This window comes from Pseudomonas putida (assembly GCF_002741075.1).
Lineage (GTDB): Bacteria > Pseudomonadota > Gammaproteobacteria > Pseudomonadales > Pseudomonadaceae > Aquipseudomonas > Aquipseudomonas putida_T.
This window is the reverse complement of record NZ_CP016634.1, coordinates 1,180,882-1,196,277: the sequence shown is the minus strand read 5'-3', so window position 1 is coordinate 1,196,277 and position 15,396 is coordinate 1,180,882. Positions and strand designations below refer to the sequence as shown.

Sequence of the window (15,396 nt, the reverse complement as noted above, 5' to 3'; positions counted from 1 at the left end):
TGAATTTCGGGATTATCAGGCGGTGCATGAGGCCTGCTCAGCCTGGCGACGAACATCTCATAGCTGCCAACGACGCCTGGGAACCCTTTGTCGGCATTGGCAAAGCGGCGGTCGCAGTTTGGATTGACACCGGTCGTCAGCTCCATCGACCTTTGCTTGTAAAGACATGATTTCTTTCAAATCCAACCCCGCCCCTAGCTGCAATTCCTCCTCCGATAAGCGCACCTGCAAGAGTGGAAATTTTCTGACCATCAGAACCTTCCCCAAACAGCTCCCCTCCGGCCAAGTGAGTCGAACTGCCGCGCGTTGAAGTCCAGCCGGTTGGCCGCCGCGTCGTAACGAAATACTTCGCTCCCAATCAGCGAGCTGGTATCGCGGCTGCGTAACTGGCCGTTGGCTTCGTATTCGTACTTGATCTCGCCACGTAGCTTGTCGAGGGTGCGGACCAGTTCACCCGCCGGGTCGTACTGATAACGCCGATGAATCGGGTTGTAAGCGTGGTCCACCAGCAGCGACGTGTTAACGCCGCTGTTGTGCACCTGCGAGAGTTTTTCCGCTGGCAGCGTCGAGGCGAACTGCCAGGCTTTGCGCCCCATCGCGTCGTAGCCGAAGCAACTGGTGAGTTTGCCCTGGCTCCGATCCTAGACTTTGAACTTTGACTTCATAGCGAGCGTCAAAAGCCTTCCCGCCCTTAGGCAATTCCCTGACCAAGGCAAGCCAAGCTGCGGCCACGCATATTGCTGAGGTCATAAGAAGCGACTGGTTTAGGCAGACTCTCATAGACCTCAAGCAGAAAAGTATTAATTAACCGACATACAAATCCTCACCTTCCTCTGTTTGAACAACCATTTTGTAAACGACACTCCATGCGTCCCCTTCCTTCGGAACAGATGGCGTTTTCCCTCCAAAAACAAAAACAGTATCGCCAGACTTAAACCGATCAGCCAATCGACCCTCAATATTTGAAACTTTAAATTGATTTAGAAAAACCATAGGCACATCATCCAAGTACGCCCATCTAGGCTCCCCTACCCAAACTGGCGGGCTGGCCATACAAATAAACTTATCTTTAATCTTCTCCGCTATCCACTTTTTCCTATTCTTGGGGGAGCCTTCTTGCTCATAGGCATAGTAAAGGCTTTCCAGAAACTTGCTTGCTTGCTCATCATCTACCGAGGCAGAGATTTTTTCTGCCACTGCGATGGCGTCAGCACAAAAATAATTAAACTCAGTAATTGCCATAAATTCCTCTTTAAAAATCACCATTGCGCAATGGTTTTTGTGACACTTTGAAGCTCCCACCCCAAGTTTCTATAGGCATCCATAGAGGCATGCCCCCAAGGCGTAGCCTTTGTTAAATTCCAGCTCTCATTAGCGATACCTGAACCCATCCGCTGAGGAATATATTGATGATGAAGCTCCATTGGTGCATTTATCTCAGCTACTTGCCCTGCACGCCCTCGCGCTCTATTCCAAGCTGTGTCCTTATACTTGACTTTCACTCGCATCACTGAAGCTTTACCCGCCAACATTCTATTAATGTTTCGTTGAGAATACTTTCCTGCCACAGAGCTCTTTGCTTCATTCTTCCAGTAATTTTTCCTGGCCGTATTCCAGCAAAGCAAACCCCATGGATCGCTCCAGCTTACTGGGTTTGCTGCAAAAGTGTAGAGATTGAAACCACCCAGCAGACCTACGGGGTCTTGCGTGATGAATCGTCCGATTTTGGGGTCGTAATACCGCAGGGTGTTGAAGTGAAGCCCTGTTTCACCATCGAAATACTGACCTTGAAAGCGCAGGTTCTGCTCAATCTTATTGACAGATAATTGCTCAATTGAACCCCATGAACGATACGTTGCCTGCCAAACGATCGCTCCCTCACTATCCGTCAGCTCCAACGGCGCACCGATCTGGTCAGTATGGAAGTAGTAGACCTTCTGCCCTTCCCCCTCCGCCTGATCAACGCGCGCGAGCGGCGCATAACTCCCCGGCTCGTACAGATACAGAATGCTCTGCCCGGGCGTCTCTTCCCGCAGCATCCGCAACCCCTGCCACAGGAACCGCTTTTGCTCCACCTCGCTCTTGATGGTTGACTGTTTCGCCACCCGGCGGCCCAGGCTGTCGTAGCGATACTCGCCCGTACTCTCCAGCGTGCCGTTAACCAGCGTTTCCGCCCTGACCAACCGGTTCTCGCAGTCGTAGCTAAAGCTCTGCAGCTTGCTATGCCCCGAGCGCTTCTCGATCAAATTACCCCATGGGTCATAGCTATACTCCTGATCCCGCCACTGCTTGATCCGGTTGTCCTTGACCTTGTCGAACTGCCGCGCGTTGAAGTCCAGCCGGTTGGCCGCCGCGTCGTAACGAAATACTTCGCTCCCAATCAGCGAGCTGGTATCGCGGCTGCGTAACTGGCCGTTGGCTTCGTATTCGTACTTGATCTCGCCACGTAGCTTGTCGAGGGTGCGCACCAGTTCACCCGCCGGGTCGTACTGATAACGGCGATGAATCGGGTTATAGGCATGGTCCACCAGCAGCGACGTGTTAACGCCGCTGTTGTGCACCTGCGAGAGTTTTTCCGCTGGCAGCGTCGAGGCGAACTGCCAGGCTTTACGCCCCATCGCGTCGTAGCCGAAGCAACTGGTGAGTTTGCCCTGGCTCCGGTAGACCTCGCGGTGCAGGTCATCGCGCTCCATGTCGCTGATGACCTGGCCATCGAGGTTGATCTGGTGCAGGTGGCCGCTGCCGTAGTACAGGTGGTTGACCTTGCGGCCGTCCGGCAGGGTCAGCGTGGTCAGGTAAACCGCCGCCGCGTCAGGTTGTCTACCCGCACTTCTTCGACCAGGCGATCCGAGGCATCTCACTATCAGAAAGAGGGGGCACGAATTTTTGACAGACTGCTAAATTGACCGCCTCCGTAATCCATCTAAACACTTATTGCAACATCCCAGCTGCGAAATTGCAGACTTCAAAAATATTATGACAACGAGGGCGAACACGCCAATCAAGGAAATGCAAATAATGGCGCACCACTGTCTAGTAAGAAACAGACGGCCAGACTTTAATCTAGCCGCCACGAAAAATATTAATATTTTAAAGAGCCTACCGGAGAAGGCCGCACTTATTTTTATAGAACTCACGCAACCTGCACAAAAAAGCAACCGTCGACTTCCTCACCTCCGAACTTTTTACTAATCAACAGATAGCCTACACCGTCACTCATATACAATACATCCTGGAAAGGAGAGGGAAAGTCAGACGAGTAGACTTGACAAAGAAAGTTATAGTTCGTCGCTAGATCCCTAGGGATCAACGCGCCTGCTGGCGCGGTCAGGGACATTAACGAGGAGACTATCAACTCCCCCTCATCAATGGATACCTCTTCGAAGTCAGCTGTTTGAAGAGGGATTGAGGGTCTTGGAGACTTAATTGAGTCCACCCCCTCAGAATGGACAACATATGTATATGAGGCAGCCCCCCTCTGTAGCTGCAGTTCGTCAACGGTTATCGAATCAAGAAAATAATCGTCTTGATCATATGTAGAAAAAACATGTATAACCCCATCCTCTGGGAGATCTGTTCGACCCAGCCGCTGCTTTGCAGCCTTACAGTTAATGGAAAAAAGAAGCAAGAGATCCTGGCCGTCTGGATTTTTTGGCCAGTTTGTAATGTGCGCACTATCACCACCAAAGTAAAATGGTAGTTCATCACCTGAAGCAGAAACAATTTTCTGGACTTTCATAGCCATACCCCTTAGCAACTTCCAAGGCTGCGATAGAATTTTTTTGCTTGTCTCTTCAGAACTTTTACCCTGCTTGCTGGAACCCCAGCTTTTCGCAATGCTCCGGACGTAATATCTAGTTCACGCTTAAGGCTTGGAGCAAAGTCATTTTTTCCAAGGCCTTGACTTGCTCTAATTTGAGTCTCATGCCAATGCGCGCCGCCAACCCCACGTGTATCTTTTGCTGGCCCTCGAGTATGATGATCTAAATCGAGTGCGATGGATGGGTTACCGGAAAGGCGCGTAGCCTTCTCTGCCACCTCTTGCTGCACTAAGTATTCATGCCGCAACAGCTCATGCGCCTGAAGACTATCACCAACGTGCAATTCACCATTTAGACTTCCGTAAGTCCCCAACTCAAACAAATTAGCTAGGCCCTTAGGGTCTACCCAGCCAAGTGGATTGGGTGCATATCTGTAGAGATTTACCCCACCCTCCAACCCTATTGGGTCTTGAGATATAAATCGTCCATATTCCGGCTCGTAATACCTGAACGTGTTGTAATGCAGAGTTGTTTCAGAGTCTAGATACTGCCCCTGAAATCGTAGATTCTGCTGTATTTCATTCACAGTTAGCTGTTCTATCTCGCCCCACGACCGATACGTCGCCTGCCAAACGATCTGCCCCTCGCTATCCGTCAGTTCCAGCGGCGACCCAATCTGGTCAGTATGGAAGTAGTAGACCTTCTGCCCTTCCCCCTCCGCCCGATCAACGCGCGCGAGCGGCGCATAACTCCCCGGCTCGTACAGATACAGAATGCTCTGCCCGGGCGTCTCTTCCCGCAGCATCCGCAACCCCTGCCACAGGAACCGCTTTTGCTCCACCTCGCTCTTGATGGTTGACTGTTTCGCCACCCGGCGGCCCAGGCTGTCGTAGCGATACTCGCCCGTACTCTCCAGCGTGCCGTTAACCAGCGTTTCCGCCCTGACCAACCGGTTCTCGCAGTCGTAGCTAAAGCTCTGCAGCTTGCTATGCCCCGAGCGCTTCTCGATCAAATTACCCCATGGGTCATAGCTATACTCCTGATCCCGCCACTGCTTGATCCGGTTGTCCTTGACCTTGTCGAACTGCCGCGCGTTGAAGTCCAGCCGGTTGGCCGCCGCGTCGTAACGAAATACTTCGCTCCCAATCAGCGAGCTGGTATCGCGGCTGCGTAACTGGCCGTTGGCTTCGTATTCATACTTGATCTCGCCACGTAGCTTGTCGAGGGTGCGGACCAGTTCACCCGCCGGGTCGTACTGATAACGGCGATGAATCGGGTTATAGGCATGGTCCACCAGCAGCGACGTGTTAACGCCGCTGTTGTGCACCTGCGAGAGTTTTTCCGCTGGCAGCGTCGAGGCGAACTGCCAGGCTTTGCGCCCCATCGCGTCGTAGCCGAAGCAACTGGTGAGTTTGCCCTGGCTCCGGTAGACCTCGCGGTGCAGGTCATCGCGCTCCATGTCGCTGATGACCTGGCCATCGAGGTTGATCTGGTGCAGGTGGCCGCTGCCGTAGTACAGGTGGTTGACCTTGCGGCCGTCCGGCAGGGTCAGCGTGGTCAGGTTGCTGAGCGGGTCGTACTCGTAGCCGAGTATGCCCTCAGGGGTGATTTCTTTTGTGAGGCGGCCCAACAGGTCGTAGGCGTACTCGAGCTTTTCTTCGGTTACCCCAAGTTGTTTGCCGATACCGGTTGGGCTGCGCTGAATGCTCAGCAGCCGGTCGCCGTCGTCGTACGCAAAGGTCTGGTTCGCATCGCGGTTGATCTTGGCGATCAAGCGGCCGATGGCGTCACGTTCAAACAGCGTCTCGCGTTCCGGGCGCTCGCCTCGCTCGCCATAACCGATCTCATGCAGCCGAGTGAGATGGCCGCCTTCGTTGTAGGTAAAGCGCCGCGTCAGGTTATCCACCCGCACTTCTTCGCTCAGGCGATCCGAGGCATCGTAGGCAAAGCTGTAGGTGGCATTGTTCTCGTTGACCAACGCCGTCAGGCGAATAGCCTGGTCGTACTCGTAGCGAATCCGCTGGCCTTTGGCGTCCTGGCGGCTGCTCGGCAAGCCCCGGGCCGTGCGCAGCAGGCGGGTGCTCTGGCCTTTGCCGTCGGTGTGGCTGAGCACTTGGCCGAGGGCGTTGTAGGTGAACGTTTCCGAGGTGCCGTCCGGGTGGTTGATGCGCAGCACTTCGCCATCCGGCTTGCGCTCCAGCGTGGTGGTCTGGTTCAGCGCATCGGTCACGGCAACGAGGTGCTGGCGTTCGTCGTAGCGGTAGTGGGTGCTCTTGCCCGAGCAGTCCTGGTAGCGCTCCACCTGCGCCAGGGTGTTCCACCACAGATATTTGGACTTGTAGGTCGCATCGATGATGGTGTGCGGCAGGCCGTCGTCGCTGTTGAGGTATTCGGTCAGTTGCCCCAGGGCGTCGGTTTCGGCGAGCAGGTTGCCCTTGTCGTCGTAGCGGGCTTGCCAGGTGCTGCCGTCCGGGTAGGTGACCTGGGTCACCAGCCTGGTCAGGTGGTGGTACTCGTAAGTGATCTTGCGCCCGAGCGGGTCGGTTTCTTCGAGCAGGCGGGCGAACTCGTCGTACTTGAAGGCGAGCTGGTTGCCGTCCGGCAGGCCCAGGCCAACCATGTTGCCGTGCTCGTCCAACTCAATGGCGTAGCGCTCGCCGCCGTAGTCGCGGCTGGCGATGACGCGGTGGTCTTCGTTGTAACGAATCTCCAGCTCACGGCCCAGCACATCGGTGGCCCAACTGGTGCGGGCCTCCAGGTCGTAACGGAAGTGGAAATGCTCGCCATCGCTGGTCCAGTGCTCGACCACGCGTGGCGTGCCGCCCAGGGTTTCCCAGCGGTAGTGGCAGCCCAGGCCCAGGGCGTTGCTGTGGCTGATCATCAGGCCTTCGGCATAGCTGAAGCGCCGCACCGAATCGCCGTTGCGGTTGATCACCTCGCTCAGCTGGCCATGGTCGTCATAGCGGTACTGGGTGAGCGTTTCGACCGCTTCGTTGTTCACCACGCGCTTGATGTCGGTCAGACGGCCCAGCGGGTGGTCGTAATGCAGGTGCACGCGGGTGCCACCGGTGGCGCTGATGTCGGTCAGCGTGCCCTCGGGCGTGCGGGTGAAGTGCAGGAAATGGCCGAGGGCGTTCTCGATGCGTTGCAGTGGGGTTTCGCTGCTGTCGTCGGGAACTTCGCCGAAGTAGAAGAACAGGTTGTCGAGGGTTTGCAGCAGGTAATGGCCGCCCTCGGTGCACACCAGGTAGACCTGCTCGTGGGGGTTGTAGATCCGCTCGCCGGGCTGCAGGGCCACGAACGGGACCTCGCGCCCTTGGTTGTCGGTGAGGTAGATGAAGCTACCCTGGCGGCGCAGGCTCTGCTCCCAGGGCAACACCCAGCCGCGGCCGAGCACGCTATCGACGTTCAGGTCACTGGCGTAGAAGCGCGACCACTCGATGGGCATCAGGCCCGGAAGGCTGAAATCGACCTCGTCCGGGATGACCTTGCGGCCGGTGGTCAGGTCAACCGGGTTACCGACCAGGCCGCCTACGGCGCGTTCGATGGCCGGCCCGACCACATAACGGCTGGACACCTCGCCGGCGACGAAGCCCGCGGTGAACTTCGCCACGCACGGCATGATGGCTTTCATGCCGGCCTGGGTACCGGCCTTGATCAGTTGGGCGATACCGCCCGCCGCGCCGGCAATGGCCATCAGCACATCGACCGTGGTGCGCAACCAGCCCGGGATTTCATCGTCCACGGGCAGGTAAGCGTAGGTGCCGCCGCCGATGATGACGTTGTCCGAGCCGCTGGTGATCTTGCCCCCGCAGGTCAGCTTGTCGCCTTTACGCGTCGCCGCCAAGCTGTTGATGAAGACGTTGGTCGAGCCTTCTGCGATCTGTACAGGCCCGGGGTGCTTGTCGCACTCGGCCACGCTCTTCTCCACCCGCGCCGCCTTGCGGCTGTTGATGAAGACATTGGGTGATGCGGTTCGTATCTTCCCTGAGGGGGAGGAAAACATGCTTCCTATGGCCTCCCCTGCCGCGGTCAGCAGACTCCCGCCAATGCCTGCCGCCAGGCCTGCCAACAACGCCACACCGAACCCGCAGGTGAACGTGGCAATCGCCACCGTGGCCACCAGCGCAATCCCCAGGGCGGCGCCAATCAGAAAGCCCCCCAATGCGCTGGTGTGCGATATCTCGTCCTCGAACCTGGCCGCTTCGAACATGAGCGGTTACTCCTGTTCGCTGGGCTCGGAAGATGCTGTACCGCTGGTGCGGGGCTGGAAACTCGCCAGCAGGCTTTCCCAGTCCTGATTCTGCTGGGGGCTGAAGTCGGCCTGGGCGGTCGTGGAGAAAATAAGCGCGCGCTCAGGTGTCATCAGGAACGCTGCCTGGCGCTGATAGAACGGGCGGCCTTCATTCATGTAGTAGGCATCGATCTGGATGCCTTCGATGGGCGCGGTGGCCGACAAGGTCGCCGCTTTTTTGCCCAACAGCGAGTAACCGCGCAATTTGGACGATAGCATCTTCACCTGCCGTTCCACATAGGCCTTCAACGCCTCGCCGGGCAACAGGTTGTCTCTGGAAACAGTGATGCTCAAGGGCGCCGGGATGCTGGCCCCCAATACGAACATGTTGACGGTGCGATCTTGAAAACCTTCTGGCAACGCAATGCCGCCTTCCTGCAACTGATAGTCCATGCGGTGAAAATTCCTGATTTCAAAAAGGGGTTGGCCATCAATGGCCGATGAGGCCCGCGAGCATGGTGTCGAACTCCGCCAGCCAAAGGCTCAGGCTCGGTTTGGCGGGGTCGATCACACATGAAATATCCAGCCACTGCACCTCGTCACAGCCCTCGACCGGTACCAGTGCGCCGATCAGTCGCCCGTGCCGCTGCTCGTGACCCACCGTAAAGTGAAAATCCAAAACCTTCGCAGCATTGCCGGCAAGGCTGCTATCGCGTTGGCGGATCACTCGCAACTGCGGGCTCGTCTCTCGCAAGGCGCGAATCGAAGCGTCGAACAGTTGCTCGAGCGACTGCTTTGCACGCACATCACGGCGACGGATTCTCAGGGAAACGGGCTCGCCTTCATGCTCGATGACGGTCTGGATATCGCGAAAACGAAAACCGTCCGGAAACACCAGGTCGAAACCACCAAACGTGAAGCGGCTGGTGGTCTCCCGCAAGGCGGCAGGCTCGGGTTCGGGCTGTGGTTCAGGCTCGCTGGCTGCCGCGGCCAGTTTTGCGAGGCGGGCGGCTTCCTCCTGCGCTTCACGCTTGGCGGAAATACGGTCGTAGATCGACGTCCTGGTCATCGAAAACACCTCAATCGTTGATCCGCACGGGTGCGCCTGTGATCTGCGTGGTGTCGGTACTGGTCGTGGTGATGACCTTGCCCTTGATCTCGATGCCCTCGGGGGTGAGCGTAATGCTGCTGTCGCCTACCTGCAGGATGATGTGCTGCTTGGCGCTGACCTGGATGAACTGGTTGTCGACCTGGATCGTCAACGAACCTTCCTGCACGTTCATGACGGTGTCTTTCTTGATCGTCTCGGTATGCGCGCCCCCCACCGTGATCGTCCGGTTGTTCCCCACATCGTGGGTCTCATCCAACTCGATCTCGGTATCCATGTTGCGCTCGGCGTGCATGATGACCTGCTCGGCACCGGCTTTGTCTTCGAAGCGGAAGAAATTCGCCGTGCCGCCATCGCCTTTCATCGAGCGCGTCAGGAACCCACTCTGGGTCTTGTTCGCCGGCAGCGACCATGGCGGGGTATTGGTGCTGTTGTACAGGCTGCCCATGATCAGCGGGCGGTCGGGGTTGCCGTCGAGGAACACCACCACCACTTCGTCGCCGACGCGTGGAATCTGGATGCTGCCGAAGCCGCCGCTGGCGCCGGATTGCGCGCTACGGACCCAGCACGAGCTCTGGTCATTGAACTCGCCGTTGCGGTCCCAATGGAACTGCAGCTTCACTCGCCCCAATTCATCGGTGTAGATCTCCTCGCCTGGCGGGCCGACGACAATTGCCGTCTGTGGCCCGCTGATGACCCCGCGCGGCGTGGTCAGGCTAGGCCGGAAGGGGATCTTGCGACGAATGCAGTTGAAGCTGTTTTGATAACCCGCCTCAGCACCGTTGGTGTAGTTGTTTCGGCCCCAGTGGCTGACCGACAGGAGCAGAAACTGCCGGTCTTCAGGCGTGTCGTTGTCGTGATCGTAGTGCTGGGACAGCTCGAAGTAATGCCCAGGCTCCATCGCGCGGCAGTTGCTCTGGCCACTGAACGTCTTGCCCTGAACCTCCATGGCTTCGAGACGATGACGCGCCTTGCGCATCCCTTCATCAGCGTCGGCATATCCATACAGCCCCTCGTACTCAAACACCTCGAGCTCGCCCACTTCACCTTGTTGGTTGACCGAGTTGAGCTGCACCAAGTGGGGGTTGCCGGGTTGCTTGTAGTCGAACGACTTCAGGCTCAACCGTGTGGGCTGGAAGCGCCGGCTGGACGACCAGGCAGTGATCGAGTCCGCGGTCTCGGTAACCGACGCACTGTGGTAACGGATCACCGGCTGGCGCTCGAGCTGCGGGAGCACGCTGCTGTCATCGCTGATGATCATGCGATGACCTTCCTGGCTGTGCTGGAAGGTGAAGAACAGCCCTTCCTGCTCCAGCAGGCGCAACACGAAGTTCAGGTCCGATTCCTGGTATTGCGTGCAATAGCTGATCGGCTTGAGCGGCTGGCTTAGGCGGAACTCATGGTCCGCCAGCGTGAGGTAGTAGGCAAAGACTTCCTTGACGATCTGCTCGGTGGTCTTGTCCTGGAAGATGCGCGAGTCGCGACGGCGGCTGAGGATCCAGATCCAAGGCACGAGTTCGGCGGTGTAGTTGGCGATGCCGCCATCGGCACCTGTGTGGATAAAGTCAGATACGTGCGCGCTGATGTACTTGGTGCTGCCATCGGCCAGCGCGATCCCCATCGTGACCTTCTTGCCGATGAGCTTCTTGAGCTCGATGCGTGCGTCCTGGGAGATGAGCTCTACCTGGAAACTGAACAGCTCAGATATTGCCTCTCGGCCAGCGAAGCTGAGCAATTGCAGCTCTTGTTCGGGGGGCAAGGGTGAGTCGAAGGTAATCAGCCGTTGATGCTGGATTAGTATCGACTCGAGGGCGTCCGTAATCATTCAATGCATCCTGCACCAAGCTGGAAATCTTTCAATGAAAACGTCCCAGCGTCGGGCTGTCAAATGATGGCAGTACGCCACACGCCTAATGGAGCGGTTATAGTCATTGCCGCAAAATAGTGTCGCGGTATTCTTCGGGCACGCATGCTCGGGAGAGTGATGGCAATAGGCCTTTTTGACTTTTCGACTTCCCAAAGGCACCTTACCGACTCGGAAGACATGCCGAACAAGGCAGACTACACAGGGAGTGGACGATGAGTTTGAATAGTTCTCAGCTTGCTCAGATCGATAAGCAAATCGATGAAAATCAAACTGAATTGGTCATCTTGAGCCTTGAGGACGCACGGCGTCTGACCGCCACCGGCGAGATGCAACAGAGCGCTTGCCAACCTCCCAAAATGTGCACCCGCTCACAAACTTCGATGCTCGATGGCATGTGGGGGAGTACAGTCCAGTCCGTGTACAACAGCACGGCACACCCCTTCGTCAATACCAGTTGGGGGGTACCTACGCTGTTGGGCGCGAACGATACCTACCAACTTACCATGCTGCTTCGGAACATTGGCGGTTTTGGCACGCGCATTCGATATAGCACCTACAGAGGCCGACAGTATGTCATTTTGACGGGATACCCTGGACTTCGAAGAATACTTAACGGTACTCGATATGGCATCCGTAATGCGCAGCTTGTTGAAGTAGGGATTGGTCAATACGGAATAAGAGGGTCATCCCTCGCCGGCCTTCGGTTGTCCTGCTATGTCGCGGTTGCCATCGAAGTACTCGAATGGTTTTTTACCGACGAAGCCACGGTTGCCGACCTCTTGGGTGGTGTCTTCGTTGAACTTGTGAAAGCGGGTATCGGAACGGCAATTGGTTATGCCGCCGCCATGCTCGTGGCGGGAGTCACGGCCAGCGCCGCAGCACCGTTGGTTGCGGGTGCTGCGGTCATTTTTGCGGTGGGCATTGCCTTGAACGTGATCGACAGCGACCTTGAATTAAAAACAACGGTCAAAGCGAGCTTGAATTATGCCGTCGATAACATTCAGCGGATGACGGATAAAATCCGATCCATCGATAAACGCGCCATCGAGCGTTACAAGAATGACGTCATCAACAGCCTCACCGACGCCATTATCGAGACAGCTTATGACGAAGCCAAATCATGGCTGTTGAAAAAAGTGCCCCCCCAGGTGCTTCCACGCGGCACGGACTTCAGCTGGCCTAAAGCCCCCAGCCTGCCTCGCCTCCCAAGCTTCAATCTCCCCAAGTTTTGAGCGCACTATGATGACTTCCACCCCCCCCGCCCTAACCGCTCTCTCGTTCCGACTGCGCGCTGGCTTGACGTTTCTTATTTGCGCTGGCGTGGGCATTTTCGCCGTTTACTGGTTGATCGCTCATGTGCTGCCCATTTATGGGCAGCTGTGGCGCCGGGCCTCGGCCATCGAAGTGCCTTACCTGGCATTTGGCCTGCTGATGGCGCCGCCCATCATGCTCAGTTGTTCGCTCGCCGCCGCCTATGCGTTCTGGACGGGGAAAAAATTCAACCCACCCAAGAAGTCCGGCCTCGCCAGGTTCGAGACGAGCATGATAAAAACCTCGGTTTATGTGCTGGTCCTGCTTGCCCCTTTGATCGCCGTCATTACCACTGTCGCACTCAATACCTTGAACTACACAAGTTGCCCTCAACTTAGAAAGTCGGGCTCGGCCTGGCAAACCTATTGGGTCATTCATCCAGGGTTCTGCTTCAAGCCAGACAGCTACACGGAAAACGACTGGCCCTGTAAGCAGGTTGATGGCAAAACACTTTGTATCAACATGGACGAGTGAAAGTTGCAATCTGCATGGGCACGATCTCCAGTTGCTCACTGGTTTCCTCGCCCATGACATGTTTTATGCCCATCGGTTTGATCTGGCAGACTTTCGGGGTGTAGGTTCCCAGCGCTTAGCCGTGAGGCAGTACATACCGAATATCAGGGAGCGTCGCCATGAGCGTGAGTGAGAACCAACTCAGCCAACTGGACCGGGAGATGGACCAGAATCACCGGGAAATGGTGATCATGTCGATGCAGATGTCACCGGGGCTTTCGACACCGACATACAGCGAATCGTATTCACGAAACATTGAATAAAAAAGACTGCCAACTGCCGCGCTCAAGCCAGCCATGGGCTGTGCGGAGGTGCCTCATCCAACACCTCAACACGTGGCCCCACAATTTTTAGAACACGACGGTCACTCGACCAGTGGCACGCAATAGCATAAGCAAAGCCAACGACAACAAATGGCACACAACTCAGCGCGAAAACGACAGGGGCTCCAGCTTTGAAAGCTTATAGCTGACAGCCAGACTCAAGACAAACGCCAACATGGGCGCCAAAAATATATTGATGAACAACTGAAACCTAGCGAGCGGTTACCGTATAACCGGCTCACCCTCATGCTCTATGGCGGCCAAAATGTCGAAAACGAAATCGACCGGAAATTGCTAGTCGAGAAATAGTGTTCGAATCGTCACCTGATCTGAAAATTTCGCGAAAAGCCGCATACACTATATGCGTTCCCATCCTCTCACACAAAAACTAAAAAATCATGCCTGATAATACTCGTTAGAGTCGGAGCTCTCCAAAAAAATTGACATCCAAGAGTCCATCACACTCCACAAATCGATTCCTTCTGTCGGACTTTCTGGCTTTTCATGCCACCAGATAAAAGCCTCGCCTTTGAATGAGCCATCACCCAAAGCCAAATAATCACCAGCCCCGCTGGAAAACATCCCTAGCATATCAGGAAGTGCTGGATAATCTTCATCGCACAAATCCTTGATTGGAACAAAATCTTCCAACCTCGACGGCCCCATAGTACAACCAATATAAAACCCAAACCCATTATGCAATATTGAATAAAACTGCCTGAGGTTCGCAGGAATGCTGGGATAACCGTCGAGGCCCGCCCCTTCAACACCTAGTGGAGCCCCTCCCATATAGAAATATAAATCGCCACCCTCGCCATATACATACATGAGATATGGCCTATCACTCACAGCCAAAACAGTTCCTAACACACACTTGTCGAGCCACGCGCTCACCCAAGGCAAAAGCTCAGAAAAATCAGCCCACTCCGCAGGAATATGTTTTTTTTCACTATCTAGAAAACCAAACCCACGCCACTGCTCGGGAAAGTCGACCTCAAGAGGGATATCGTCAGGTGAAAAATATACATCATAACCTTTTAGCTCGCTTACGATACGCAGCTTTAAAGACTCAGACCAATTCATTTTCATACCACCTCAATACCCCGAGAGCAAACCATTCATATACTGCTGTAATTCCGGGTCCAATTTAGAGGCCTTATCCATCATGACAGAACGAAACGCTGGATCAACAGGAATATTCCCCTTCCTGTACAGCTCCCATTCGGCGAAAGATTTTGCTCCTTTTGAGGTATTTGCCACCTCACTCAATCCTTGGAAGTTTGGCTCGTAGTTTAACACCTTTACTTGATCTTCGAAAGTTAACCGAGAAAAACCTTCCATTTCTGTAATTTTCTTCATGGGAACAACGTGATCCGCATGTAGAGACTTCGTAACCTCAAGCCCAGGGAGCGCGGGGTCTTTCATGGGAAGAGCAACATCTTGATTTACAGCTTTTCGAATTGCAGCACTGGGAGTCTTACTCCTTAGCTCACCATATAGTTCTGGGGAAACCTTATCAGACTTCTGGGGGAGAACCGGTTTTTTTACAAGTTTCACGTTACCAAGATTAGAGCCAAACCCCTGAGACTTAAACTCATATCGTGCATCGAAAGCTTTCCCACCTTTGGCACCAATACTGCCCCCAAGCAGAGCGCCACCGAATGTCATCAGTTTCTGTCCGTCCGAACCTTCACCAAATAGCTCGCCGCCTACCCAATGTCCAGCCATTCCGCCCGCAATACCACCAGCCAACCCCGCCACCACCAACACTGGACTTGCCAGTACAAAAGCACTAGCCAGCCCCAACGCCATGACAGCACGTTCAAGCCAAACAGGGACTTCCGGGTCAATTGCATCGGTCGTCGATGTTCCCCCACCTATATACACAAACTGATAACACCGGAGACGCCATGAGGCCCATACCCCCCACCTATGTGCAGAAGGCTATCGACCTCGCAGAACAGCGGAACAAGGCCGGCCCTCACAATCCGCCCTATGCCATGCTACTTAGCCAGCTCGACTATATAAAAGCTGTATGCGAAGGACACGAGCAGGACACATCGAAACTCCACCAACTCAACAGAGGTGCCATTGCATCGAAAGATGCTCGAGGAAAACGCCCCCTAGCTGGCCAGGGCCTTGAAGGGCGCTTATTACGTGGCCATCCAATTGGCCCGCGGCCTGAAAGTCCAGCTCCCGAATTAATTAACCAGGCAAGCCCCTGCTCCACCCAGTAGGAAAATCGTAACCTCCAACATCCCCGTCCTGACCTCCCTTTC

11 protein-coding genes and 2 pseudogenes are annotated in these 15,396 nt (G+C 55.4%); 3 read left to right on the top strand and 10 right to left on the bottom strand.

The genetic code is table 11. The annotated features are described in order from the left end of the window. Positions 1-284: 284 nt before the first annotated feature. The 8 genes and pseudogenes from IEC33019_RS05920 to tssI form a co-directional block, all read right to left on the bottom strand. Positions 285-638, bottom strand: a pseudogene (locus tag IEC33019_RS05920) (HNH/ENDO VII family nuclease); the annotation flags it as partial. Positions 639-804: 166 nt separating this feature from the next. After that, a complete protein-coding gene (locus tag IEC33019_RS05915; protein ID WP_070093149.1) occupies positions 805-1,242 on the bottom strand; it encodes a hypothetical protein in 438 nt (145 codons plus the stop codon). A gap of 17 nt (positions 1,243-1,259) precedes the next feature. Beyond that, positions 1,260-2,795: pseudogene (locus IEC33019_RS05910) on the bottom strand (RHS repeat-associated core domain-containing protein); the annotation flags it as partial. A gap of 338 nt (positions 2,796-3,133) precedes the next feature. After that, positions 3,134-3,739, bottom strand: coding sequence for a DUF1963 domain-containing protein (locus IEC33019_RS05905; protein ID WP_157765869.1), 606 nt, complete (start codon positions 3,737-3,739; stop codon positions 3,134-3,136). A gap of 11 nt (positions 3,740-3,750) precedes the next feature. After that, entirely contained in the window at positions 3,751-7,974 is a 4,224-nt protein-coding gene (locus IEC33019_RS05900; RefSeq protein WP_099593163.1) for an RHS repeat-associated core domain-containing protein, read from the bottom strand. A gap of 6 nt (positions 7,975-7,980) precedes the next feature. After that, positions 7,981-8,448, bottom strand: a complete 468-nt coding sequence (locus IEC33019_RS05895) for a DcrB-related protein (RefSeq protein WP_070091464.1) — start codon at positions 8,446-8,448, stop codon at positions 7,981-7,983. A 37-nt stretch (positions 8,449-8,485) separates the two neighbouring features. Next, complete coding sequence (locus IEC33019_RS05890; protein WP_070091465.1) at positions 8,486-9,064, bottom strand: DcrB-related protein; 579 nt, start codon at positions 9,062-9,064, stop codon at positions 8,486-8,488. Between the two features lie 10 nt (positions 9,065-9,074). Then, on the bottom strand, positions 9,075-10,928 hold the full coding sequence (gene tssI / locus IEC33019_RS05885) for a type VI secretion system Vgr family protein (RefSeq protein WP_070091466.1): 1,854 nt from the start codon (positions 10,926-10,928) through the stop codon (positions 9,075-9,077). A 254-nt stretch (positions 10,929-11,182) separates the two neighbouring features. Between tssI and IEC33019_RS05880 the strand changes: the two genes are divergently transcribed. Beyond that, a complete protein-coding gene (locus tag IEC33019_RS05880; RefSeq protein WP_070091467.1) occupies positions 11,183-12,202 on the top strand; it encodes a hypothetical protein in 1,020 nt (339 codons plus the stop codon). 7 nt (positions 12,203-12,209) lie between these two features. Beyond that, positions 12,210-12,755 carry a hypothetical protein gene (locus tag IEC33019_RS05875; protein ID WP_170831739.1) on the top strand — a complete coding sequence of 182 codons (546 nt, stop codon included), beginning with the start codon at positions 12,210-12,212 and terminating at the stop codon, positions 12,753-12,755. A gap of 758 nt (positions 12,756-13,513) precedes the next feature. Here IEC33019_RS05875 and IEC33019_RS05870 read toward each other — a convergent pair. Together IEC33019_RS05870 and IEC33019_RS27715 are read right to left on the bottom strand one after the other, a co-directional pair. Next, on the bottom strand, positions 13,514-14,206 hold the full coding sequence (locus IEC33019_RS05870; RefSeq protein WP_081337402.1) for a hypothetical protein: 693 nt from the start codon (positions 14,204-14,206) through the stop codon (positions 13,514-13,516). 6 nt (positions 14,207-14,212) lie between these two features. Then, on the bottom strand, positions 14,213-14,929 hold the full coding sequence (locus tag IEC33019_RS27715; protein ID WP_253776110.1) for a hypothetical protein: 717 nt from the start codon (positions 14,927-14,929) through the stop codon (positions 14,213-14,215). Positions 14,930-14,982: 53 nt separating this feature from the next. On the opposite strand from IEC33019_RS27715, the gene IEC33019_RS27505 reads away from it, so the two are divergent. Then, a complete protein-coding gene (locus IEC33019_RS27505; protein ID WP_349814608.1) occupies positions 14,983-15,354 on the top strand; it encodes an immunity protein Tsi6 family protein in 372 nt (123 codons plus the stop codon). Positions 15,355-15,396 lie beyond the last annotated feature (42 nt).